Below are 21,120 nucleotides of genomic sequence, written 5' to 3'. Positions count from 1 at the left end.
TTCGATCGCTCGCTTGTGCCGAGTAGATCGGCAGATAGGTGCTTCGTCGTGCTCGGCGGTCACTCGACCGTCAGCCAATCGCCCATGCCAAGCGTCAAGTGCATGGGGCTGTCGAGATTGCTTCGATGGACGATGAGGCCAAGTTCGGGCCAGTGTTTCACAGTCTGTCGTTTGGTGAGGCCATCGGACGGGAACTGCTCAGTGACTATCAGGTGGCCATCATCGGGGTTGACGACCCCACCTACCGTAAGCTTGTCGAGCAGGGTGTGTTCGTCACCGGGGACGGCGTCGAAGTCACTGATGCCCGTACCCTCGCCGCCCACATTGGTTTGGCGAAAGCGATGCGTGACTTCGGCCTGCATAGGACCATCAGTTTCCATCTGACGGGGAATGGATCGTGGTCGCTTTCGACTCCGAGGGACTCGACCGGGCCGGGAGTGATCTTCACCGGATGCGACCAGATGGATCCGAAGTCGAGCAGCTGACGTTCTACGAGATCGTGGCACGCCGGCCATACCAACCTCGGTACACGCCGGACGGTGAGTGGATCATCTATCCGCTCCACACCTCCGGGACCCGGGAGCTATGGATGATACCGGCCGAGGGCGAGGACCCCGTAGCCCTCGTCACTACCGGTAGCTTCATGTCTCCGGTCTGGCAACCCACGCCGTAAGCGGGAGGCACGGCGACATACAGCGACCTCAGCGAAGCGTGGTTCCCGAGTGCAGCAGTCGGACTCGAAATCCTCTCCGAAGGTCGAGAACACTCGCGTCGGACACTCGAGATTGCAGGCCTGCCAGAAGACCTACTCGGTGGCGTTCTTGTGTCAGAACCCAGCGGCGCTGTTGCCTGGGTCGAGATGTGCGCCGGGGTTTTCGGTCTACTTCCGCGAGATAGGTGAAATGACGGCGGGCCTGCCGGACACACAGGGTTTGAAAGCAGCAAGAGATGCTGCATCTAAGACCCAAAGGAGATAGAAATGAACAAGAAGATCGTGTTGGCCATCGCAGCCCTGGTGGTGGCGGGATCGACAACGGGGTTCGTGCTGGCCAATTCCTCCGATGACGGGGTCGCCGGGAGTGGCATGCCGGTTCCGGGCTTTGAAGGTTCCGTCGAGGAGACTGTGGTTGAGGGCGTGTCGAGCAGCGGGATGCCGGTTCCGGGCTTTGAGGGTCAGATCGACGACACCGTGGTCGAAGTTTCTCCCTAGCAATGCAGCTCAGAAGGCGGGGAGGACCGGGGTCCTCCCCGCTTGCGCGTCGTGGCCAAGTTGCCAGCGCCCGTACCCGCCACGAGCGAGCACGCGGAAGGACTGTTGTGGTAGCGTCCGGCCTGTTTCTTCAGGGTTTTTCGAGGCCACTGTCGGCTCAAGGGAGGACATGACCGACGAAGCTCGTGTAGAACAATTCCGCTTGTTGTATGACGCCGGATATCCTCGGATTGTGGCCTACGCACTGCGGCGAGCCCGTTCCCAGGACGAGGCATACGACATCGTCGGGGATACTTTCATGACGGCCTGGCGTCGCATTGACGACATGCCGCCGGAACACGCACGGATCCCCTGGCTGTACGGGATTGCCCGCCGCGTGCTCTCGAATCACTATCGCTCCACTGATCGACGACGGCGCCTTGCCGAGCGGTTTCAGACAGAAACTCCCGCCAAATCGTCGGCCTCGGAGGACGGACCCGAAGTTGTCCGAGTCGCCCTCGGCCGGCTCAGGCCGGACGACCGGGAGATCCTCACCCTGGCAACGTGGGACGACTTGACGAACGAGGAGATCGCCGTGGCCCTTGACATCACGGCGGCAACGGTAGCGTTGCGCCTTCATCGGGCACGCGGGCGGCTGGCCAAGGAACTTGCCAGGCTGGGATATGCCCCAGAAGGGAAACATGAAGTGCAATCTGCCGAGGGGAGCCGGACACTTAACGCAGTGAACGGCATCGACGCAGTACCGATCGAGGAGGCCGAGACATGAGCAGGAAGTACGAGGGTGACGCGCTTGCGGCGCTTCGTCGCGCCGATCCGCTCGATCCAGCGGATGCGCCCGCAGACACCTCCGGACCACACGCCACAACCCTCTTTCATGAGATCACCACTATCGACACGGCTTATGCACCCGCCCGGGCGCCGGTCACGCGCCCCCTCTACCGGATGGCCTTGGCAATGGGCGGAGCTGCGGTCGTCGCGGTGGCAATCATCGGCGTGACTGTCGCACGCAACGGCGACGTTCAGCCTGATCAGATCGCCGGAGGAGTTCCGATCGCGTCACCCGCGATGTGCCTTGAGTCATACGATCCACAAACCCTCGCCAACCGCGACGTGGCTTTCGACGGAACCCTGGCGTCCATCGACGGTGACACTGTCAGCTTCGACGTGAATACATGGTTCACGGGCGGAACGGCCGACCAGGTGACACTCGATGCCACCGGACTAGTCGGCGGGATCACCTCGGTTTCACCGACAGGAGCTACCTTCGAGATCGGCTCGCGCTACCTGGTGTCGGGCTCAGGCGGATTTGTGTTCGCCTGCGGATTCACCATGACCTATGACAGTGCCATCGCCGCCGACTGGGCAAATGTGTTCGGACCGTGAGACGAGCGTTTGGACAAGCTGATTAATGACTGAGGCATCGACGTGTCTCATTCGCTGTTGACACATGCGGTCGAATTCGGTGATCTCGCACGAGCATATCGAATCTGGGACTGTCGCCCGTGGCGTCGTGCGGTTGTCGGCCGATCATGGAGGTGGAGGGCGCATTCACAGTATCAGCTGCGGTTTTTCGCTTTCGAGGAAGATCCTTGGCACAGGCAGCCTGTACGTTGATGTGGTGTTCTAGAGGTTCGCGGGTGAATGTTGGACACAAGGAGGCTGATTGTGGCCAGCGGCTTCGTTGGAGTGTCATACTCGCTGCATGTGCAGTGATATTGGAATGGGGTAGTGATGGGCCTTCCACGAGCCATCGCCCACGTTTTCGGATCCTCTGTGTTGCTCGTAGCGGTCCTGGCATCGGGGTGTGGGACCAGCACTTCGCCCATTGATATCAGCGCCGGCGAGATGTTGTTGTATGTGAGCAATCAGAGCTTTGAAGATTCGCCAGTGGACATCAGAGTAACTATCGACGGTGCCGTCGTGGTGGATGATCGTTTCTCGGTTGGTAACCAGCACGACTGGGTACGGCATCAACTATCCCTGGCACCGGGCGAACATCGGCTGAGGGCCGAGTCAGGTATGGGGGTGCTGTTTGAAACGACGTTCACGACGCCTGCGGATGAGGCGTTGTGGGCAGTGCTCGAGTACTGGTGGTACCCCGAGGAAGAAGCGCGTTATTTCACGTTCTCTACTCACGACGAACCAGTCGAGTTCTATTGACCTAGCCCCAGGATGCTTGGCGGACATGGCCGTATAGTCCGAAAGAAAGTCGCCGAGGGGGCTTCGCCCTCTGGGCGGGAGTCCGACTGTCGCGCCTCAGAGCGTTTGGCGCCGCTTCAGCGCCTGGTCGATCTGGTTGACGCGAACCGCCATCCGTTCGATTTCGCCCGCCTGCTGTTGCTTGCTTTTGAATTGCAGTTCGGCCATGGCCCCAGAGGACGGAGATGAACTGCCGCCACCCTTGCTCGTCACCAGACCGCCGGTCCGGGTGGCCATCGACTCCATGCGTTTTCTAAGTGATGCCGCCTCGGCCACGAGCGCTTCATCAGACAAACCCTCGTCCGGGTCGTGGCTACTCCGCAGCGCTTCGGCGACCGTCCGGAGCCGGTCCTGTTCGGTCTGAAGCCGATACCGATCGGCCCATGAATCCTCAGGCAGGTTCTGGAGGTCCCGCTGGACGGTCGCGAGTGCATTGAGGAGGTCGTCAAGCTCCACTACGTCACATCGATTCCGTGCAGCGGGCACCACCTGCCGACTAGGCCGTGAATGGCATTGTGCGTCGATCGAATACGTCTCGCCATAGGGCCGATCGTAGTCGGCGTCGGGTGGCCAGACGATGGATAATCTCGATCGCTCAAATCGGCAAGACGTTGGGGGAGCTTCACCGATTTCGGAGAGCACGGTGCTGTTGCACAACACGCCCCCAGACCTGGCGACTCAGGAGTATCCGCCGACATTTGTGGCAGCTCAACCAGGGGACGAATCTCGAGCACCGACTTGCTCCGGTCCTTGCTTCTCAAGAGATAGCAGTTCCCGGGCTGGCAAATTGGGAGATCCTCGTCGATAGGCTCGACGGGTGGGTCGTTCTGGGCAGAGCAGTCCAGGCGCCGGCGAGCGTGGCGAGACCGCCGCGGCAATATGACTAGGAGGAGGAGGTCGGATGAGCACCGAACTGGCAACGCAGGATCTCTCTATGGAACAGCGAATGATGCGCGACACCTGTCGGGAATATGTCGAAAAGGTGATCAGACCATTCATTCGTGCCAATCGTGAACACGAGTGGGTCTTTCCTGCTGAAGACCGGGTTATCCCCTCAGCTCTCGAGGAGGCCGATGCGGCCGGCATCCGAACTCTGGGCGTTCCGGAGGAATATGGCGGTGTCCAGCTCGACCCGAAAACCGAAGCGCAGACATTTGCCCTGGTCGCCGCCGAAATCGCCCGCGGCGACGTTGGGATCTCCGACAAGCTGGCTCAGAACTGGAAGATAAGTGTGTTGCTGCGTTCACTGGCGCCCAAACATCTCCAGGACGAGTGGTTTCCCCGGTACATGAGCGATCCCCAGTTTCTCTTCGCTCACTGCCTCACCGAGCCGAAGGGAGCGTCCGACCGTTGGCTTCCATACAACGTACCGGAAGCCAACATGGACACGAGGGCCGTCCTTGAAAACGGCGAGTGGGTGATCAACGGCCGTAAGCATTACATCAGCAATGGGTATGACGCCAGCCTGTACGTCGTCTATGCCAACACCGATCCGAAGGTGGGAATGCTCCAGGGAACCAGCAGTTTCCTTGTCCCACGCGACACGCCCGGGCTGGCAGTGACGCGCTGCAATGAGACGATTGGTGGCCGGTACATGAACAACGGCGAGATCACGTTTGAAGATTGCCGCATTCCTGAGGCCAACATCCTGGCGCGCGACAACGCTCTCGGCCAGGCAGGCATCTACTTTCGGCCAGGCAAGATCCTCCAGGCGGCCAAGAACCTTGGGATCGGTCTGGCGGCATTCGAAGACACCTCGCGGTTTGTGCAAGAGCATGTCCAAGGTGGCAAGACGCTCATCCAGCATCAGGCGATCGCGGTGCGATTGGCCCAGATGGCCATCAAACTTGAGGCGGTTGGGGCCATGCTGCGCCATGCCGCCCGGGCCGTCGATGAGAATACCGACGACGCATCGAAGCTCTGTCACATGATCAAGGTCTTTGCCTCCGAAGAGGTCTTCGAGGTGACCAGGCAGGCTTTGGAGATCCACGGTGGTCACGGGGCGATGTTGGAGATGGGAATCGAGAAGTACTTCCGCGACGCCGCAGTATTCCTCCACATGGACGCCACTGTCGACGTCTCATGTTTCAAGATCGTCAAGGAGATGTTCCCCGACACCGCAGGAACGTACGCCGGTTCCGGTTAGCAGCTCGTTCGGATACCCTTCGAGTCGGGGGACATTTCGATTTGGCATAGGAGCGGCCTCGCCGGCGACAAACGCAGAGCCGGTACCGCAACTCAAAAAGCCCAGTTCGACCTACCCAGGCTGTTGGAAGCACTACAGGGCGCAGAACACGCCATCAGGTAGGGAGCTGCTGCTACCCGATGGCCTGGAGCTCGTCGAAATTGCCAAACTCCGGATCACCGTCGATGGCCGCTGAGAGCTTGGCGGCCCAAGCCTGCGTTTCGGGGCGGTCGTTGTTCAGCTGGGCTTCTTCTGCCGAGGAAAAATCGATGATGAGTTGGTACCGGTTTGGTGCTTCACGATCCACCAGCATCCGGCTGCCCAGGTAACCGGGAGCATTACCAAATTCGGTGGCGTGCCAGGCAGCCATCAGGTCTGCCAGCGCGGCTCCATCCGATGACCGCACCACGATTGTCTGTACGAACTTCATTTCGTCCTCCAACGATGACTGGTACTCCGACGATAGGCGCCTGGCTGGGCCAATTGCCCCGAGGCATCGTATTTCTCGATTGTCCTGCTCGCCTCTCCCGTCGCGTCATGGCAGTAACGTTTGAGGATGTTCACGCTTGGAATTCCGTGGTGGGAGATAGCTGCGAGGGCTGGTCTCGTCTACGTCGTGGTGTTGGTCGGGCTGCGGCTGGGCGGCAAACGCGAACTGGGCCAGATGAGCCCCGCCGACCTCGTCGTCATCCTGTTGATCGCCAACGCAGTCCAAAATGCGATGGTGGGGCCAGACGTATCGGTACCGGGTGGTCTAATCGCGGCCGGTGTATTGCTGGGAGCAAACGCGGTCCTTGGCCGGTTCGAGCATCGGCTCCCGTGGCTGCGTCGAATCTCCGAAGGTGGGCCGGTGGTTCTCATCAGCGACGGTGCCATCGTGGCCCGTCAGATGGCTCGCGAAGGCATCGAGCCGGCCGAGCTTGAGCAGGCGGCTCGTGAGCACGGCCTGGCCGGGTTGGAGGAAGTCAAACAGGCCGTCCTGGAAGTCGATGGGAGGATCAGTATTGCTCCAGATTCCTCCAGGACGATTCGAACGAAACGGCGGGTCGGCACAAGGCGACAAACCTGATTGCCGCGGCGGGTCGGATCGGCAGGTCGTACGTAGGGAATATCCGCCAAAAACTGCGTCCCTATTGCTATTTTGTATGTTTACAGAGACAGCGAAGCGCTGGAAGCGACTGTCAATTCCCGTAGGAGGGCGTATGAACAAGACAGAAATGGCAGCCAGACTTGCCAAGAAGGCCGAAATCACGCAGGCCAAAGCCGCAGAGATTATCGACATCATCTTCAGCTCGGAGCCAGGCAACGGCATTATCGCCCTTGAATTGGACGCCGGGCGCAAGGTATCGATCTCCGGCTTCGGCGGTTTTGAAACCCGTCGCCGCAAGGCACGGACCGGCCGCAACCCGCAGACTGGAGCTCCGATTGAGATCGCCGCTACCACGTATGCAGCCTTCAAGCCTGCCAAGGGCCTCAAGGATCGCGTCGCCCAGTAACTACGGGTACACGTAATACATCAATGGGCCTCACCTCCGGGTGAGGCCCATTTTGTATGGTTTGAGTAAACCGGGCTTACGCCCATGGATAGTGGGTTTTCGCCATTGCCCGAGCTGGATCTGGCGGCCTAGTCCTGTTGAGCAGGACGCTGCCAGATAAAGAAGTTGGCCACACCTCCGACGATCAGCGTGACAAGGAGAGGCACCGTCAGGAGTGACGCACCCGGGTTCAAGGCGTAGATCCAGGCGGCCACGATGGCGGCAAGGGTCCAGCCGACACACAGCACGGTGAAGGCCGTCCGGGCGTCTTGCCGGAGCACCAGCAGGTACGCCCACATCGCAGCGATCGCCGGGACGACGATGGCAACGACGAGGAGCAGTTCTTTGTCTGCTCCGGCCAACGTGGCGGCCAACCCGAAGAGCCAGAGGACGGAGAACCAGACGAGTTTGGTGATCATTGCCGACGGTAAGGCGACTGGCTGTTCGGTGATCCACACCTCCAGCGGCCCGCGCAGTGGCAGATAGCCGATGACTGCAAACAGAACAGGAATGAGTGCGAGAGCTACGGCGATGTTCATACCTTCCATAATACCGGTGACTAGTTCTGGGCTCGGCAGGCCCCGCTAGGATCGTTCCTATGACCACCCTGGCCGCGCTGGCGGGCGCCATCGATGACCGAATCTCATTCGCAGATGCCGCCGATTGGGATCGGGTTGGCATTCAGTTCGGCGACCTCTATGCCCAGACCGGACTTGTCGGAGTGTGCCACGAAGTCAACGAGGCGGTCATGAAAGCCGTACTTCAGGACGGAGTGCGAACGCTCGTCACCTATCACCCGCTCCTGTTCGAGCCGGCGACTGCTCTGATCGCGGGTTCATCGGCTCACGGGCGGACGTATCGGCTGATACGCGATGGGGTGGCTCTCATTTCGGTACATACCGCGTTCGACGCCGCCGAGGGTGGTACCTCCGACGCCCTCGCCAATGCGGTCGGAATCGAGACAGCCAAACCATTTGCCATGGAGATCGACGGTCCGATGATCGGACGGGTCGGGTCAGTCCGTCCGCGGCCGCTGAATCGCTTTGCCGATCACGTACAGTCGGTGCTCGCCAGTCCCGGCGTTCGGGTGGCGGGAGCGCCCGAGGCGATGGTCCAACGGGTGGCTGTTTTGCCTGGATCAGGAGGGCGAGCGGTTACTGCCGCACTAGAAGCCGGCGCCGATGCTTTGGTGACCGGAGACATATCGCACCATGTTGCCGCGGCGGCGGTGGCCGCTGGCCTGGCGATCATCGACGCCGGTCATATGCCAACCGAACGCCCTGGCATGGCCCGGCTCGTCCGACTCGTCTCAGATGTCGTACCATCTGCCATCGACTTAACCAGTGTGACGACCGACCCATGGGAGGGTTAATGCAACAGTTCAAGAGTTTGGCCGACCTTCTCGACCTGCAGGACGTGGATTCTCAGATCGATCGGCTGCTCGCTGAACGGTCATCGCTGCCGGCTCTGGCTGCTTACAAGAAGGCGCATAAGACTCACGAAAAAGCGACGGCCACCCACGCCGACCTAGCCGAGCAACTCAAAGAAACCGCGTTGACTCTGGATAAGCATGAGGGTGAGCTCGAACTCTTCGAGTCGAAAATCGACACACACGAGCAACGGCTGTTTGCCGGTGGCTTGACGGCTCGGGACGCCGAAAATCTTCGGTTGGATGTTCAGTCTCTCAAAAAGCGTCGATCCACGATGGAAGATGACGTCCTCATGCTTCTCGATCGCCACGAAGAACTTGAAACGTCGGTGGCGGCCGCCGTCGAAGCGGTTGCCTCGGCTGAGGTCACGATGCGCACCCATGAGGCGGAAGTGGGCGAGGCCTGGAAGCGCATCGATGCCGAGATCGCCCGTAAGGAATCACGCAAAGAGGCGATTGTTCCACTCATCGACCCCGAGATCCTTGAGCTGTACGAGTCCTTACGAGCCCACAAAGAAGGCGTTGGTGCGGCTCGCCTGGCAGACGGCGTGTGCGGAGGATGCCATCTCACCCTGTCACCGGCCGAGCAACTTGAGGTGCTGAACGAAGATCCGCCCCGTTGTCTTCATTGCAGGCGCATCCTGGTCGTCTAGGTGCTGGTCTATCACATTGCAGGCGCCATCCTGCTTTTCCGGTACATATTCCGGGACCCGAAAGTCGACGTGCGCATGCTCGTGCTGGGCGCCGTGCTTCCGAACCTCATTGACAAACCGCTCGGTACGTTGATCGCCCCTGGTTACTTCGGGGCCGACCGTTTGATCGGCCACAGTCTGCTTTTTCCAACCGCGATCATGACGCTGGCGCTGCTGTTGACCAGGCGGGGGAGACGACGGCGGGCCATCATGGCCGTGGCGATCGGGGCGATGCTGCACCTGCTCCTCGACGGGATGTGGACGTCCACGGCGACGTTCCTATGGCCGGTGTTCGGTTGGGCTTTCGATCCGGGCCAGGCCGATTACTGGGGTCATCTTGGAGGGCTCTTCACACCGGTAGCCATCGGTCAGGAACTGGCCGGGTTGGCGTACCTGGCGTACTTATACCGCAGTCTCGGGCTATCGGATCCAACCTTTCGCAAGACGCTGCTTACGACTGGACGGCTCCCGGTCCAGGCTTAGGCCGGCTGCCACGGAGCTACGATGGTTTGTCGATGCAGAAACTTCGATTCGTTTTGTTGGCCGGACTCGTCGGTGCGACGGCCGCCTGCGGTGGGTCGGGAACCCCCGGATCGACCACGGTCAACACCCTAGTGGCCCCGCAGCCGCTCGGCCCCGAAGCGGTGCTCACACAATTGCTCCAGGAGCTAAAGGCAGGCAACTACTCCGCCACGAGTGACCTGGTGGATGAAGCCCAGCTGGGATTGCTAGCGGCTATCGAAGTGCCAGACGCAACGGCTCTCTTGTCGTATGAAGACCGGGGGTTGAGCGTACAAGCCCGCGACAACTTCTGGTCGGCTTTTGCGGCATCCTTACCGGGGCTGGTCGACGCCGAGCCTGACAGTATCGCGGCGACCATCGACCGCCAGTTCGCGACCGATGGGGTACGGTTTGCGATCGGCAGCATTCGGTTTGGCGTTCAGGAAATCTCCGGGGTATTCGTGCTCAGGCTCGTGGACGATCGGTGGGAGCTCGATCCGATCGCCACCTTCGGGGGACCATTCGTGGCGCCCATTCGCAACTGGCTGCGGACGATTCCGCCCGAGCAGGTCGCTCCCGTCAGCGACCTGCTTCGCCGTGACGCACCCAGCTGGCGCCTTCTTGGAGATCTTCAGACCGATGAAATCGAAGCCGGGATTGCCATCAAGAGTGAGGTCGACGACCTGCTCATCGAAATCGGAGCCGGCTTGCCGGAAGGCGGCAGTTAGCCGACGAGCGCACGCAATTGCGGGAGCACTTCACTGCCGAGCATCTCGATTAGGGCAGGCTGGTCGACCGAGGCCATTTGGATGGTCACGACGTCGGCCTTGAGATCGGTCACCAATGGTCGGTACGTCTCGATGATGTCCTCGGCGCTCGAGACGACGGAGTAGCGGCCGAGAATTTCTTCTCGGGGCATTTCGTCAGCCCGCATCCGCAAGTCCATGGGGTCGACGGCATCAAGACGTCCCGGGGCCCGGAGCCCGCGCCACGGGTAGAGCGCCTCCCAGGCCTCCTCTTCGTTTTCGGCCTTGATCGCCCACCTGGTTGCCAGGATCTTCGGGGCCGGCCGTCCGGCCGCCAGGGCAGCTTCCCTAGACGGATCAATGACGTTTTGTCGGGTCTCGTCCGGCACCTTCACGGATGTGACGATTCCTTCCGCCATCTCACCTGCCAGGGCAGCTGATTTGGGCCCACCGGCCGCGAGCCAGATTGGCACCGGGCCGAGCGGCGGCGAGTACAGCTTGGCTCGATCCGTCACGTAATGCTCACCATTGAACGTCAGCTTCTCTCCATCGAGCAGACGCCGCATGATCTCAAGGGCCTCCCGCATCCGAGACGACCGCCCCGCATAGTTGGGAAACTCGTATCCGAGGGGCCCTTCGTTGATGTTTTCGCCGGTCCCCACGCCAAGGTTGAATCGACCTCCACAGAGGCGATCGAGAGTGGCCGCGGCCTGGGCCACGACGGCCGGGTGGTATCGGAAGAGCGGCGTGGTCACGCCGGTCGCGAAGCTGACCCGTTCGGTTGCCTGCGCCATGGCCCCGATCGTTGCGAAGGCAAAACCGGCCGCAGATTGGTCATCTACCCAGGGATGGAAATGCTCCGAAACCACCAACATGTCGAAGCCAGCCTTCTCAGCGAGTTTGGCATGCTCGACAAGTTCCTCGGGTTGCCATTGTTCGTGCCCGCAGAAGTACGCAAAAGTTGTCATGAAAACACAGTAGTCGGGACGCCGGACATCAAAACTCGAAACGCCGTGCCGTAGGTGCCGGCGACAGGATAAGGTGCACCATGGACCACACGGGGATAACCACACTTGGTGCGTTGCGGGAATCGGACTGGGTAGATCGCAGCGTCAAAGATGAACTACGAGACAACCTCATGCAGCGGATGCGAGCGGGCGCCGAGCTGTTTCCCGGAATCGTCGGATTCGACCAGACCGTCATCCCGGCCCTGGAGCGAGCCATATTGGCCGGCCACGACATCATTCTGCTTGGGGAGCGTGGACAAGCCAAGACGCGGCTCATTCGCAGGCTCGTCGACCTACTCGACGCGTATTCGCCAACCGTCGAGGGTTGCGAGATCAATGATTCACCTTTTCGGCCGGTGTGTGCGTTTTGCCTGCATCTCATCGCCGAGGAAGGCGACCTAACGCCGATTCGATGGGTGTCTCCCGAGGCTCGATATGGTGAGAAGCTCGCAACGCCAGACACCGCCGTGGCTGATCTGATTGGTGATGTTGACCCGATCAAGGTTGCCGAAGGCCGGTATCTGTCGGATCAGTTGACCATTCACTACGGGTTGGTGCCTCGTTCACACCGGGGGATCTTCTCGATCAACGAGTTGCCGGATCTTCCGACCCGGATTCAGGTGTCGTTGCTCAATGTGCTCGAAGAGCGTGACATTCAAATCCGCGGGTACCGGGTGAGTCTGCCGCTCGACATCCTCCTCATCGCCTCGGCCAACCCCGAGGACTACACGAACCGGGGGAGGATCATCACCCCGCTCAAAGACCGGTTCGGATCTGAGGTTCGTACCCATTACCCCCTGACGATCAACGACGAGATCATGATCATGGAGCAGGAGTCGACCCCCCCTCCGGCCGGTGTGAGCATCGAGGTCCCGGAGTTCCTCAAGGAGATTCTGGCCGAGCTTACCCATGCCGTGAGAAACTCTTCGCACGTGAATCAGCGATCGGGAGTCTCGGTCCGATTCTCGATCGCCAATCTGGAAACGCTGGTTGCTTCGGCCGTGCGACGGGCTTTGCGCACCGGAAGTGGACAGGCCGTGGCCCGGATCGCCGATCTCCCCTCGGTATTGCTCGCCTCGATGGGGCGGGTCGAGTTCGAAGTGTTCGAAGAGGGGCGAGAGATGGATGTATTGCGCCGTCTCCTGGCGCAGGCGGTTGTCGAGGTGTTTCGGGATCGCTCATACGGTGTCGACTTCACCCAACTGATCGACATCTTCGATGAGGGGATCATCGTCGAGTCGGGTGACTTGACCCCGGCCGGGTCGATGCTCCTCGAAGTCGGCCACCTGGCAGTTCTCACCGAGTTCGCCAGGCGGGTTGGATTGACCGAGGAGTCACCGGATCACCTGGCGAGCGTGCTCGACTTTGCCATGGAGGGACTACATCTCACCCGTCGCCTCAACAAGGACGCCGAAGCCGGCAGTTCTGTGTACGGCCGCGGCTGATGCTCCCGAATCGCTATTCGGCGTGGGATGGGTCGCAGGATCCGCTTTCCGCCGAGCTGCCGCTTGATGATCTGGTCGAGCAACTGTCGGAGGATCTCCTCAACGGCTGGTCGGCCGACGAGTCCCTTGAGCGACTGCTCCGCCAGGGGATGCCCGGGCAGTTCTCAGGCTTGGATCAGCTGCGTGCCCGCATCGAACACATGCGTCAGGCAGCCGCCGAGCGCCTCGGTACCGATGGTCCGATTGCCAGAATTCGTGAGCGAGTCGAAGAGATCGTCCACACCGAACGTATGGAACTATCCGTTATGGACTCGGACGATGCCCGATTCCGGGAGGTGGCCCTCGATGCGCTGCCGGACTCACTGGCTGAGACGCTATCCGAGCTCAAGGGGTACGAGTTCGTATCTGAAGAGGCTCGCCAGGCGTTCGATGATCTGCTCGACGACCTCCGCCGCGACACCATGGACCGCATGTTCCGGGAGGTTTCCGAGGCGATGAGTGATCCTGATCCCGAAACCATGGCTGCGCTCAAGGACATGCTGGCCGATCTCAACGGTCTCCTTGATCAGCGCCAGGCCGGGACCGGGCCATCGGAGGAAGAGTTTGCGGCGTTCATGACCAAGCACGGCGAATTCTTTCCCGAGAATCCGGCCACGCTTGACGAACTACTCGAAGGCCTGGCCAAACGGGCTGCGGCATTCTCCCGGTTCATGGCCAATCTCTCGCCAGACCAGCGGGCCGAACTCGACGAGCTCATGAACGTGGCGATGGACGACCTCGACCTGGCGTTCCAAATGGATCACCTCGGTAATTCACTGCGGGCACTGGCGCCCGGGCTCGACTGGAACGGTTCCGTAGATGGGGCAGGCGGTCCGACCGATGGTTTGGGGGCGGCTTTGAATGCCATCGAGGATCTTTCCGCCATGGAGAATCTTGAGCGGGCTCTCGGCCAGAACTATCCCGGTGCCTCTTTGGCCGATGTCGACCCGGAGGAACTGGCCCGGATGCTCGACGGTGACGCCCGTAGGGACCTCGAACGGCTCAAGAAGATTGAGCGAGCCCTTGAACGGGCCGGGGTGGTCGTGCGGAGCTCCGGTCGATTGGAGCTGACCCCGCGCGGGGTCCGCAAACTCGGCGAGCAGGCGCTCTCGAAAGTGTTTGAACACATCACCCTAGATCGGCCGGGATCCCATGATGTGCCCTCGGCGGGAGGGATGGGAGAACCGACCGGTACCTCGCGTCCTTGGAAGTACGGGGACACGTTCCGCCTCGACCTTCAGCGGACCCTCGGCAATGCGGTTGTGCGGGGCGGTGTGTCAGAGGGTGGCCAGATTCAGCTGTCGCCAGATGATTTCGAGATCGCCGAACACGAGACCAAGACCTCCGTGGCCACCGTGTTGTTGCTCGATATGAGCCGCTCGATGCCGCTGCGGGGTCACTGGCTCGGCGCCAAACGGATGGCATTGGCGCTTCACGCCCTCATCACCACCGCCTACCCGGAGGACCATCTCGAAATCGTGGCCTTCTCGGACTATGCCAGGGTGATGTCGCCGGCCGATCTGGGCCAGGTCGATTGGGAACCCGTCTATGGAACCAACATGGAACATGCGTTCAATCTGGCTGGTCGGATCCTGGCTCGTCATCGAGATGCCACCAAACAAGTACTCCTGGTGACCGACGGTGAGCCGACCGCCCACCTTGAAGGGGACGAGGTCTTCTTTCAATGGCCTCCGGCGCGCCGGACGATCGATCTCACGTTCAAAGAGGCCATGCGACTCGCCAGGGGTGGGGTAACCATGAACATCTTCATGCTCGAACAAGAACCAGGACTGGTGGCATTTGTCGATCGGTTGGCGAAGATCGTGCATGGCCGGGTGTTTGCCGCCCGCTCTGAGGAGTTGGGCGACATGATCGTCCGGGACTACCTCAGGAAATAGTTCACCACATCGGCCAGGGAACGGCGGGCCGATCAAGCGGAGGCTGGGGGTGAATCCCGGACGCAATCAACCGGGTGGTCCGCTCCACGAGAGCGTCAGCCTCCTCATGGCTGAGTAGGGAGACGACCCGGTCGTACAGATCACTTGAGAGGGCCGTCTGCAGGGCATGGAGGGCGGTGAGCAGCGCGTCAGGTAATGGTCGACCGGCGAACCCCCACAGAATGGTGCGAAGCTTGTCCTCGGCGTGGAACGAGAGGCCGTTGTCGATGGCCCAGAGCGCACTGGTGTTCTGTTCGACCAGGATGTGGCCGAGCTTGCGATCGGCGTTGTTGACGACGATGTCAAGAACGGCAAACGGCCACAGGCGTTCGGAGGGCCCTTCAAGCAGCGGTCGCGGATCAACATCAAAGTCCTCCTCGATGAAGATCTGCACCGAACCGAGCCCGAACGGTCCATCGAGGAGGAACGTGTGCGGCACAATGTCGAGGCCAAGTTCGGCGGCCACCTCCGAGGTGAGAACCTCGCGGGCGGCCAACGTTCCGTACGGAAAATCCCAAAGGGGCCGCTCACCATCGGCCGGCTTATAGATCGCCTGCTGGCCGGTATCGAGTTCGACCAGCAACGTCGCGTTTGAAGCGTACGGCATGCGGCCCACCACGTTCACGATGACGGGATCGGAGGGCATCAGTCGGGGTGATGGCCGTTCGACGCAGGGCACTTATGGTCGCCCGGGCCCATGGGTAGTTGACACTTCGGACAAATCGGCCGGCCCTGATCTACGACCTCCAGCCCCTTGATGGCGGCAGCCTGGAGCTGTTCGGGGGCGATGACGAAGTCCACCCCTTCTTCACCATCGATCGAGACGAGCTCAAGCGTCATAAGGTCGGATTGGGGCTGGATGGCCATGCTCATTGCTCCAATCCGGAACTGCGGGTCTTCAGGTTCGGTGAGTTCGAGTCTCGACAGGATCAAGCTCATGCCGTCGGGGTCGGGCAAGATGTTGGCCCTGGCGAGGGCGGTCAGGGCGTAGTCGGCCAGGGCGGCAATCTGCCCTTTCTCTGCGACGAACCAGTAGGAGACCGTGTCGGCTACAACATGAACGTAGAACGTGCGTTGGCCCGGTTCTCCGATGGCTCCGACGGCGAACCGTTCGGCCGGTCCAAGGTGGTCAGTCATTGAGCCTCCCGTAGGAGTTGATCGTTTCGACCATCGGTACACCCAGAGTGGGGACGTGGACGACCGACACCGAGGCAGGGGAGACGATGATCCGCTGGAAGGTGTCGAGCGGCTGTCCGAGATAGTGCGCCAGGATCGCCTTGATGACATCGGAGTGCGAAACAATGGCCACCGTTTGCTTCTTGTGGCTGGCGGCAATGGCGTTGCAGGCAGTCACGGCTCTCGTCTGCATTTCCGGAAAGCTTTCGCCGTTGGGGAATCGTGCCTGGGAAGGGGTATTGATGACCTGGGTCCACAGTTTGAGTTTCCGGAGATCTGACAGATTCCTGCCCTGCCAATCTCCGAAGTCGACCTCTTGAACCCCCTCGGTGAGGATGGGTTCCAGGTGATGGGGAGCGGCCACGATGGCGGCGGTCTCGGCGGTCCTCGTTATCGGCGAGGAATACACCGCTTTGATTTTCAAATCGGCCAGTCGGTCGGCGGTGCGCTGAGCCATCTTTTCGCCTGCTTCGCCGAGGGAAACACCCGGCAGCCGCCCCGTGAGTTTTTTTCCGGTTTCGGGAGTGGGGGCGTGCCGGATAAGAAGTAGTCGCGCCATAGGTCAGCAGGCTAGACGGAATCGCGAACTTGTCAGCGAGCGATCACTCGATCGGTACCGAACGCTGCAATCGCGCTTCCAATGCCATGGGCAGCAAACAATCCCGTGCTGGCAACCGTGAAGCCCAGACCGCTGCTGGTGGCGACGTCTCCGACGGTCGGGGACCCGACCACGTAGATAAACGCGCCCGTGACCGCGAGCAACGGGACAATCAGGCTGATCAGGCTCCCGGCCCAGACAGGCATCGGGTAGATCCTCGGCTGCAGGCCGACCGCCAGGTTCCCGGTGCCCACCGCAGCGGCCGCCACCACGATGAGGATTGCCAAACCTGGAACACCGGACTGGTTGGCGATCACGAGCAGGCCGAGCAAGGGCCAGGCTGTGCGGAGAATCTTGAGTCCCGTGCCGGAGACCACCTTCGACAACAACCAATAGAAGTAGCCGGTGGCGATGCATCCCGGTCCTATGAAGTAGGCCAGAGGAGCCCAAACGGACGTACTGGCGGAGGCCAGCACGATCATCATGCCACCCAGGGCACCTACGAATGTTCGGCGGGAGAGCTTTGGCACAGTCCGAGTCTATGCGATCACGGGCGCTTCCATCGGGTCGCCTCGCAGCCCGGCGACCAGGTTGCGAGCGGCCAGTTCAGCCATGGCAGTTCTCGTTCTGGTTGTCGCGGAGCCGAGATGCGGGGTGATGAAACAATTGGGGCAACTCGCCAACGGGTGGGTGGTGGGGATGGGCTCTGGATCGGTAACGTCAAGCGCCGCCGCAAAGATCTCGTCGGTTCTGAGGGCCCGGTCAAGGGCATCGGGGTCCACGAGTGGGCCCCGACCGATATTGATCAGGGTGGCGGTCGACTTCATACGTCGAAGTTCGTTCCATCCGATGAGGTGGCTGGTTTCGTCACTGAGCGGCGTGGCGACGATCACGTGGTCGCTCTCACCGAGAAGCTGGTCCAGGGTGACAAACGACGGTCCCGCCGAGTCGAGCTCGTTGTTCCGGTGTCGTTGGGTGTAGAAGACTTTCATGGAAAAGCCGGTCGCCCGTCTGGCGATCGCCTGTCCGATCCTGCCGAATCCGATGATGCCGAGCGTCGAACCATGAACGTCGTGCCCCACCAGGTAGTTCGGATCCCAATCTCCCCACTTGCCAGTGTGAACGTCGTGGATTCCTTCGCCGAATCGCCTGGCTGCGGCGATCATCAAGCCAAACGCCAGGTCGGCTGTCGTCTCGGTGAGCACATCTGGAGTGTGGCCGACGATTATGCCTCTTTGTCGGCACGCCTCCAGGTCGATGTTGTCTACTCCGACAGCCATTTGCGAGATGACCTTTAGGTGCGGAGCGGCATCGAGAAGCGCCTGGTCGATGCCGTCAGTGAGCATGGAGTAGAGACCGGTTGCGGTGGCAATCTCGCGCAACAGGGTCGAGCGATCTATCGGGCGATCGTGCGGCCACACCCAGATGGCAGCCGCTTCCTTGAGAAGCTGAACAGCCCTTCCGGGCGGCTGCCGGGTCACCACAATCTGATCGTTGCTCATCAAAACGACCCTACAGGTTCGGCGTTGAGGCGGAGGTCAGTAGCAGGCGCCTGAATCGACCGGGGAGCCGGCGTCAGTCGCATCGAGGAATGATCGCAACTCGGAGGCGGCGATGGCGTAGGTGACTCCATCGCCGTTCCGAGAGGAGGCAAAAGCGATTCCGACAACCGCGGCGGCCTCGTCGAATAAGGCGGCTCCGGAGTCGCCGGGTCGGATGGTGGTATCGAGGCCGAGAGCTCTGCGGAGATGTTTGCCCTTCCCGTAAATGTCGGTCCCGCTCGCAACGATCGCCCTGGTGACCTTATAGGGAATCGTGACGAAACTGCCCTCGTCTGAGAAAACAGCTACCAGTCCGATGTCACCTTGAACCGGGTCTTTCAAGGCGATCGTCGGCACAAAGATGTCGGGAGGTTGTCCGCGGGTTCGAAGGAGTGCGAGGTCCAGGTTCGGGTCGAATCCGACCAGGACTGCATCTACGGTGTTGCGGATGGCCCGAACCTGGATCTGTTCGCCGCCCGCCACCACATGAGCGTTCGTAACGACGAGATCAGGCGCGACAAATACTCCAACACCTTCGGACACGAATCCGCAGGCCAGCGCCAGAACTCGCACCGCGGCGGGTTGGACGACATCGGAGTTCGGGTAGGCAGATGAACTCGGATGGGAACAAGCTGCGCCAAAGAGAAGAAGAGAGGCAACGATTCCCCGGACGACACGGGACATGGGGCAGATCTTACCGCTGGTAGGTTGGAACCATGAATATTGGAATTCTCACTGCCGGCGGTGACTCGCCGGGTCTCAACGCGGCGATTCGCGCCATCGGCAAGTCGGCGATTCGAACCTATGACATGCAAGTTATCGGTTTCCTCGACGGGTTTCGGGGTCTCATGCAAAACCGGACGATTCGACTCAATCCGGCTCAACTGTCGGGCATTCTGACCGTGGGAGGGACCATCCTGGGAACGAGTCGCGACAAGCCTCACAAGATGGACGTCGGCGGTACCGAGATGGACATGACCGGCCTGATGATCGAGAACTGTCTTGAACACCAGCTCGATGTACTGGTCTGTCTTGGCGGAGGGGGAACCCAGAAGAATGCTCTGCGCCTGCATCAACAAGGTTTCCCGGTTGTCACGCTGCCCAAAACGATCGACAACGACGTGTGGGGCACCGACGCCACCTTCGGGTTCGACACTGCTCTGTCGATCGCTACCGAGGCGATTGACCGGGTTCACTCGACCGCCCACTCTCATCACCGGATCATGCTCGTTGAGGTCATGGGACACAATGCTGGATGGTTGGCGCTCGGCGCCGGATTGGCCGGAGGTGCCGACGTCATCCTGATCCCCGAAATACCCTATGACGTGCAGGTCATTGCCGATGCGATCAGCGTCAGGCGGGCGGCCGGAAGCAGCTTCTCCATCATCGCCGTGTCAGAGGGCGCCCGATCGGTGGAAACCGACTGCCAGATGCAGGAACTTCGCGAGACTATCGAGACCGCGGAAGGCGATGCCAAGAAAGTGGCCAAAGCTGCTCTGTCGGCGTTGGATGCCTCGCTGGAAGGCAACACTCACCGACTGGCAGACCAGCTTGAGGAGTTGACCGGATTGGAGGCCAGAGTCACCATTCTCGGACACGTACAGCGGGGCGGCATCCCATCAGCTGTCGACCGGCTCCTGGCTACCCGGCTGGGCACGGCGGCCGTTGAGTTCATCGCGGCCGGTGAGCGAGGGGTGATGGTGGCCACCCAGGGAGGGCACACTGTGACCGTGCCGCTGGAAGAGGTGGCAGGCAAGCGCCAGGTGGTGCCGCCCGACCACCGCTGGGTCAAGTCCGCCGTAACTGTCGGAGTGTCCTTCGGTCAGTAGGTGGCCAACAATTCCGGACCGTTGTTGCGGACCGAATTGACGAGGGTCGGAACGGGTCGGAACTGAAGTCTGGCCGGCTCGTTGGCGTCGAGGATCTGGAGCGCGACGTCGGTCTCTCGTTGATTGGAATCCAGCCAGTCGTCCCACAGGTCCGGGTTGAGGCTCACCGGCATTCGATCGTGAATCGCCTCAATGGACGGGTCCGCTTTCGTCGTAATGACGGTGCAGGTCACCACGCGTTCGTCAGTGGCCGGATCGCGCCATCGAGTCCACAGGCCGGCAAATGCCATCAGCCCCGCCTCGCGGGAAATGAAGTACGGATGTTTCGTGTCGTCTGGCCGGCGCTCCCACTCGTAGAAACCATCCGCCGGGATGAGACACCGCCTCCTGGCGAACGAATCTCGGAAGGCGGGTTTCGAGTCGATGCTCTCGACCCTGGCGTTGATATGAATGGTCTTTCGGTCCTTCGAGTAGTGGGGGATGAGTCCCCACTTGAACGTACCGATCGTCCGCTCACCCTCGTTTTCAACCAGGCCATAGACCTGGTCGGTCGGGGCGACGTTGTACGACGGCTTGAGAGCCTCTGTTCTGATGAGTTTGGCCCCGAAGAAGTTGGCGTAGTCGTCGAGTTCCAACGCCTGGATGAATCGCCCGCACATGCTCGTACGGTAGCTCACGTGAAGCGATTTCCGACCGACGGTGTCGCGGGGGCATGGAACGCTTGGCAAGTTGTCCGTTGAAAACCGAGCCCGACAACCGGGTGGTTGGGACCTAGTGTTGCTCGAATGGAATTGGCGGTTTCATTCAACGGGCTCACCAAGCGCTTTGGTGACAAGGTGGCGGTCGATCAGGTGACACTCGCCATCCCAACCGGTGGCTTTTTTGGCATCACCGGACCGAACGGTGCAGGCAAGACGACCATGCTTCGCATGACTACCGGCCTGCTCCGCCCTGACAGTGGGTCCGTTTCCGTGGCGGGCCATGACGTGTGGCTCGATCCGGTGGCGGCCAAAGCCGTCATCGGGTTGGTGCCTGACCAGCCTCGCCTCTT

General features: G+C 61.0%; 27 protein-coding genes. 16 read left to right on the top strand and 11 right to left on the bottom strand.

Annotated elements, in window-relative coordinates; translation table 11 throughout:
- Window positions 1-38: 38 nt before the first annotated feature.
- From JJE47_12290 to JJE47_12270, 5 genes are all read left to right on the top strand, one after another.
- Window positions 39-485: a hypothetical protein gene (locus JJE47_12290; GenBank protein MBK5268203.1), complete on the top strand. Its 447-nt coding sequence runs from the start codon at window positions 39-41 to the stop codon at window positions 483-485.
- Window positions 486-979: 494 nt separating this feature from the next.
- Window positions 980-1,210 carry a hypothetical protein gene (locus tag JJE47_12285; protein MBK5268202.1) on the top strand — a complete coding sequence of 77 codons (231 nt, stop codon included), beginning with the start codon at window positions 980-982 and terminating at the stop codon, window positions 1,208-1,210.
- Window positions 1,211-1,379: 169 nt separating this feature from the next.
- Window positions 1,380-1,976 carry an RNA polymerase sigma factor gene (locus JJE47_12280; GenBank protein ID MBK5268201.1) on the top strand — a complete coding sequence of 199 codons (597 nt, stop codon included), beginning with the start codon at window positions 1,380-1,382 and terminating at the stop codon, window positions 1,974-1,976.
- Window positions 1,973-2,593, top strand: a complete 621-nt coding sequence (locus JJE47_12275; protein MBK5268200.1) for a hypothetical protein — start codon at window positions 1,973-1,975, stop codon at window positions 2,591-2,593. The genes JJE47_12280 and JJE47_12275 overlap by 4 nt, the downstream gene beginning before the upstream one ends.
- A gap of 345 nt (window positions 2,594-2,938) precedes the next feature.
- Window positions 2,939-3,370, top strand: coding sequence for a hypothetical protein (locus JJE47_12270; GenBank protein ID MBK5268199.1), 432 nt, complete (start codon window positions 2,939-2,941; stop codon window positions 3,368-3,370).
- A 96-nt stretch (window positions 3,371-3,466) separates the two neighbouring features.
- Here JJE47_12270 and JJE47_12265 read toward each other — a convergent pair whose 3' ends face one another.
- Window positions 3,467-3,865 carry a hypothetical protein gene (locus JJE47_12265; protein MBK5268198.1) on the bottom strand — a complete coding sequence of 133 codons (399 nt, stop codon included), beginning with the start codon at window positions 3,863-3,865 and terminating at the stop codon, window positions 3,467-3,469.
- A gap of 445 nt (window positions 3,866-4,310) precedes the next feature.
- Here JJE47_12265 and JJE47_12260 point away from each other — a divergent pair, with 445 nt between their 5' ends.
- On the top strand, window positions 4,311-5,555 hold the full coding sequence (locus tag JJE47_12260; GenBank protein ID MBK5268197.1) for an acyl-CoA/acyl-ACP dehydrogenase: 1,245 nt from the start codon (window positions 4,311-4,313) through the stop codon (window positions 5,553-5,555).
- A gap of 172 nt (window positions 5,556-5,727) precedes the next feature.
- Here the strand turns inward: JJE47_12260 and JJE47_12255 are convergent, their stop codons facing one another.
- Window positions 5,728-6,024: a hypothetical protein gene (locus tag JJE47_12255; protein MBK5268196.1), complete on the bottom strand. Its 297-nt coding sequence runs from the start codon at window positions 6,022-6,024 to the stop codon at window positions 5,728-5,730.
- Between the two features lie 126 nt (window positions 6,025-6,150).
- Here JJE47_12255 and JJE47_12250 point away from each other — a divergent pair, with 126 nt between their 5' ends.
- Window positions 6,151-6,663 (top strand): DUF421 domain-containing protein, encoded by a 513-nt coding sequence (locus JJE47_12250; protein ID MBK5268195.1) that lies wholly within the window; start codon window positions 6,151-6,153, stop codon window positions 6,661-6,663.
- A gap of 133 nt (window positions 6,664-6,796) precedes the next feature.
- Window positions 6,797-7,090, top strand: coding sequence for an HU family DNA-binding protein (locus JJE47_12245; GenBank protein ID MBK5268194.1), 294 nt, complete (start codon window positions 6,797-6,799; stop codon window positions 7,088-7,090).
- A 128-nt stretch (window positions 7,091-7,218) separates the two neighbouring features.
- Here the strand turns inward: JJE47_12245 and JJE47_12240 are convergent, their stop codons facing one another.
- Window positions 7,219-7,668 (bottom strand): hypothetical protein, encoded by a 450-nt coding sequence (locus JJE47_12240; GenBank protein ID MBK5268193.1) that lies wholly within the window; start codon window positions 7,666-7,668, stop codon window positions 7,219-7,221.
- 59 nt (window positions 7,669-7,727) lie between these two features.
- On the opposite strand from JJE47_12240, the gene JJE47_12235 reads away from it, so the two are divergent.
- Genes JJE47_12235 through JJE47_12220 form a run of 4 tightly spaced genes read left to right on the top strand, consistent with a single transcriptional unit; the run spans window position 7,728 to window position 10,479 of the window.
- Window positions 7,728-8,501, top strand: coding sequence for a Nif3-like dinuclear metal center hexameric protein (locus JJE47_12235; GenBank protein MBK5268192.1), 774 nt, complete (start codon window positions 7,728-7,730; stop codon window positions 8,499-8,501).
- The gene (locus JJE47_12230) at window positions 8,501-9,211 is read left to right on the top strand and encodes a hypothetical protein (GenBank protein MBK5268191.1); all 711 of its coding nucleotides are present in this window, start codon (window positions 8,501-8,503) and stop codon (window positions 9,209-9,211) included. Before JJE47_12235 ends, JJE47_12230 begins: the two co-directional genes overlap by 1 nt.
- Window positions 9,212-9,733, top strand: coding sequence for a metal-dependent hydrolase (locus JJE47_12225; GenBank protein MBK5268190.1), 522 nt, complete (start codon window positions 9,212-9,214; stop codon window positions 9,731-9,733).
- A gap of 32 nt (window positions 9,734-9,765) precedes the next feature.
- Window positions 9,766-10,479, top strand: a complete 714-nt coding sequence (locus tag JJE47_12220) for a hypothetical protein (protein ID MBK5268189.1) — start codon at window positions 9,766-9,768, stop codon at window positions 10,477-10,479.
- On the opposite strand, the gene JJE47_12215 is transcribed toward JJE47_12220, so the two are convergent.
- Window positions 10,476-11,465 carry a TIGR03557 family F420-dependent LLM class oxidoreductase gene (locus tag JJE47_12215; protein ID MBK5268188.1) on the bottom strand — a complete coding sequence of 330 codons (990 nt, stop codon included), beginning with the start codon at window positions 11,463-11,465 and terminating at the stop codon, window positions 10,476-10,478. The genes JJE47_12220 and JJE47_12215 overlap by 4 nt on opposite strands.
- An 80-nt stretch (window positions 11,466-11,545) precedes the next feature.
- Here JJE47_12215 and JJE47_12210 point away from each other — a divergent pair, with 80 nt between their 5' ends.
- Both JJE47_12210 and JJE47_12205 read left to right on the top strand, forming a co-directional pair.
- Entirely contained in the window at window positions 11,546-12,949 is a 1,404-nt protein-coding gene (locus JJE47_12210; GenBank protein ID MBK5268187.1) for a sigma 54-interacting transcriptional regulator, read from the top strand.
- Window positions 12,949-14,886 carry a VWA domain-containing protein gene (locus JJE47_12205; GenBank protein MBK5268186.1) on the top strand — a complete coding sequence of 646 codons (1,938 nt, stop codon included), beginning with the start codon at window positions 12,949-12,951 and terminating at the stop codon, window positions 14,884-14,886. Before JJE47_12210 ends, JJE47_12205 begins: the two co-directional genes overlap by 1 nt.
- A gap of 1 nt (window position 14,887) precedes the next feature.
- On the opposite strand, the gene JJE47_12200 is transcribed toward JJE47_12205, so the two are convergent.
- The 6 genes from JJE47_12200 to JJE47_12175 are packed head-to-tail and all read right to left on the bottom strand — an operon-like array spanning window position 14,888 to window position 18,924.
- Window positions 14,888-15,571: an SCO1664 family protein gene (locus JJE47_12200; protein ID MBK5268185.1), complete on the bottom strand. Its 684-nt coding sequence runs from the start codon at window positions 15,569-15,571 to the stop codon at window positions 14,888-14,890.
- Window positions 15,571-16,062: a DUF3090 family protein gene (locus JJE47_12195; protein MBK5268184.1), complete on the bottom strand. Its 492-nt coding sequence runs from the start codon at window positions 16,060-16,062 to the stop codon at window positions 15,571-15,573. Before JJE47_12195 ends, JJE47_12200 begins: the two co-directional genes overlap by 1 nt.
- Window positions 16,055-16,660, bottom strand: a complete 606-nt coding sequence (locus tag JJE47_12190) for a histidine phosphatase family protein (protein ID MBK5268183.1) — start codon at window positions 16,658-16,660, stop codon at window positions 16,055-16,057. The genes JJE47_12195 and JJE47_12190 overlap by 8 nt, the downstream gene beginning before the upstream one ends.
- A 32-nt stretch (window positions 16,661-16,692) precedes the next feature.
- Window positions 16,693-17,229: a hypothetical protein gene (locus JJE47_12185; GenBank protein ID MBK5268182.1), complete on the bottom strand. Its 537-nt coding sequence runs from the start codon at window positions 17,227-17,229 to the stop codon at window positions 16,693-16,695.
- A 9-nt stretch (window positions 17,230-17,238) separates the two neighbouring features.
- A complete protein-coding gene (locus JJE47_12180) occupies window positions 17,239-18,201 on the bottom strand; it encodes a D-glycerate dehydrogenase (protein ID MBK5268181.1) in 963 nt (320 codons plus the stop codon).
- A 36-nt stretch (window positions 18,202-18,237) separates the two neighbouring features.
- Window positions 18,238-18,924, bottom strand: coding sequence for a trypsin-like peptidase domain-containing protein (locus JJE47_12175; GenBank protein ID MBK5268180.1), 687 nt, complete (start codon window positions 18,922-18,924; stop codon window positions 18,238-18,240).
- A 32-nt stretch (window positions 18,925-18,956) separates the two neighbouring features.
- Here JJE47_12175 and JJE47_12170 point away from each other — a divergent pair, with 32 nt between their 5' ends.
- Window positions 18,957-20,069, top strand: a complete 1,113-nt coding sequence (locus JJE47_12170) for an ATP-dependent 6-phosphofructokinase (GenBank protein MBK5268179.1) — start codon at window positions 18,957-18,959, stop codon at window positions 20,067-20,069.
- Here JJE47_12170 and JJE47_12165 read toward each other — a convergent pair.
- Window positions 20,063-20,728 (bottom strand): SOS response-associated peptidase, encoded by a 666-nt coding sequence (locus tag JJE47_12165; GenBank protein MBK5268178.1) that lies wholly within the window; start codon window positions 20,726-20,728, stop codon window positions 20,063-20,065. The two genes, JJE47_12170 and JJE47_12165, sit on opposite strands and share 7 nt — an antisense overlap.
- A gap of 126 nt (window positions 20,729-20,854) precedes the next feature.
- Here JJE47_12165 and JJE47_12160 point away from each other — a divergent pair.
- Window positions 20,855-21,120 (top strand): ATP-binding cassette domain-containing protein (locus JJE47_12160; GenBank protein MBK5268177.1); only part of this gene is annotated, 266 nt, incomplete at its 3' end.

The sequence above is a fragment of the Acidimicrobiia bacterium genome (assembly GCA_016650365.1).
GTDB lineage: Bacteria > Actinomycetota > Acidimicrobiia > Spongiisociales > JAENVV01 > JAENVV01.
Note: the sequence above shows the minus strand (reverse complement) of the source record. Positions and strands in the feature narration are given on the sequence as shown.

What these genes read in the sequence shown, in the direction of transcription:
- JJE47_12215 (MBK5268188.1), bottom strand. Translation starts at nt 11,465, where the DNA reads ATGACAACTTTTGCGTACTTCTGCGGGCACGAACAATGGCAACCCGAG.
- JJE47_12205 (MBK5268186.1), top strand. Translation starts at nt 12,949, where the DNA reads ATGCTCCCGAATCGCTATTCGGCGTGGGATGGGTCGCAGGATCCGCTT.
- JJE47_12280 (MBK5268201.1), top strand. Translation starts at nt 1,380, where the DNA reads ATGACCGACGAAGCTCGTGTAGAACAATTCCGCTTGTTGTATGACGCC.
- JJE47_12165 (MBK5268178.1), bottom strand. Translation starts at nt 20,728, where the DNA reads ATGTGCGGGCGATTCATCCAGGCGTTGGAACTCGACGACTACGCCAAC.
- JJE47_12285 (MBK5268202.1), top strand. Translation starts at nt 980, where the DNA reads ATGAACAAGAAGATCGTGTTGGCCATCGCAGCCCTGGTGGTGGCGGGA.
- JJE47_12210 (MBK5268187.1), top strand. Translation starts at nt 11,546, where the DNA reads ATGGACCACACGGGGATAACCACACTTGGTGCGTTGCGGGAATCGGAC.
- JJE47_12170 (MBK5268179.1), top strand. Translation starts at nt 18,957, where the DNA reads ATGAATATTGGAATTCTCACTGCCGGCGGTGACTCGCCGGGTCTCAAC.
- JJE47_12180 (MBK5268181.1), bottom strand. Translation starts at nt 18,201, where the DNA reads ATGAGCAACGATCAGATTGTGGTGACCCGGCAGCCGCCCGGAAGGGCT.
- JJE47_12275 (MBK5268200.1), top strand. Translation starts at nt 1,973, where the DNA reads ATGAGCAGGAAGTACGAGGGTGACGCGCTTGCGGCGCTTCGTCGCGCC.
- JJE47_12240 (MBK5268193.1), bottom strand. Translation starts at nt 7,668, where the DNA reads ATGAACATCGCCGTAGCTCTCGCACTCATTCCTGTTCTGTTTGCAGTC.
- JJE47_12195 (MBK5268184.1), bottom strand. Translation starts at nt 16,062, where the DNA reads ATGACTGACCACCTTGGACCGGCCGAACGGTTCGCCGTCGGAGCCATC.
- JJE47_12250 (MBK5268195.1), top strand. Translation starts at nt 6,151, where the DNA reads ATGTTCACGCTTGGAATTCCGTGGTGGGAGATAGCTGCGAGGGCTGGT.
- JJE47_12245 (MBK5268194.1), top strand. Translation starts at nt 6,797, where the DNA reads ATGAACAAGACAGAAATGGCAGCCAGACTTGCCAAGAAGGCCGAAATC.
- JJE47_12175 (MBK5268180.1), bottom strand. Translation starts at nt 18,924, where the DNA reads ATGTCCCGTGTCGTCCGGGGAATCGTTGCCTCTCTTCTTCTCTTTGGC.
- JJE47_12255 (MBK5268196.1), bottom strand. Translation starts at nt 6,024, where the DNA reads ATGAAGTTCGTACAGACAATCGTGGTGCGGTCATCGGATGGAGCCGCG.
- JJE47_12220 (MBK5268189.1), top strand. Translation starts at nt 9,766, where the DNA reads ATGCAGAAACTTCGATTCGTTTTGTTGGCCGGACTCGTCGGTGCGACG.
- JJE47_12235 (MBK5268192.1), top strand. Translation starts at nt 7,728, where the DNA reads ATGACCACCCTGGCCGCGCTGGCGGGCGCCATCGATGACCGAATCTCA.
- JJE47_12230 (MBK5268191.1), top strand. Translation starts at nt 8,501, where the DNA reads ATGCAACAGTTCAAGAGTTTGGCCGACCTTCTCGACCTGCAGGACGTG.
- JJE47_12200 (MBK5268185.1), bottom strand. Translation starts at nt 15,571, where the DNA reads ATGCCCTCCGATCCCGTCATCGTGAACGTGGTGGGCCGCATGCCGTAC.
- JJE47_12190 (MBK5268183.1), bottom strand. Translation starts at nt 16,660, where the DNA reads ATGGCGCGACTACTTCTTATCCGGCACGCCCCCACTCCCGAAACCGGA.
- JJE47_12260 (MBK5268197.1), top strand. Translation starts at nt 4,311, where the DNA reads ATGAGCACCGAACTGGCAACGCAGGATCTCTCTATGGAACAGCGAATG.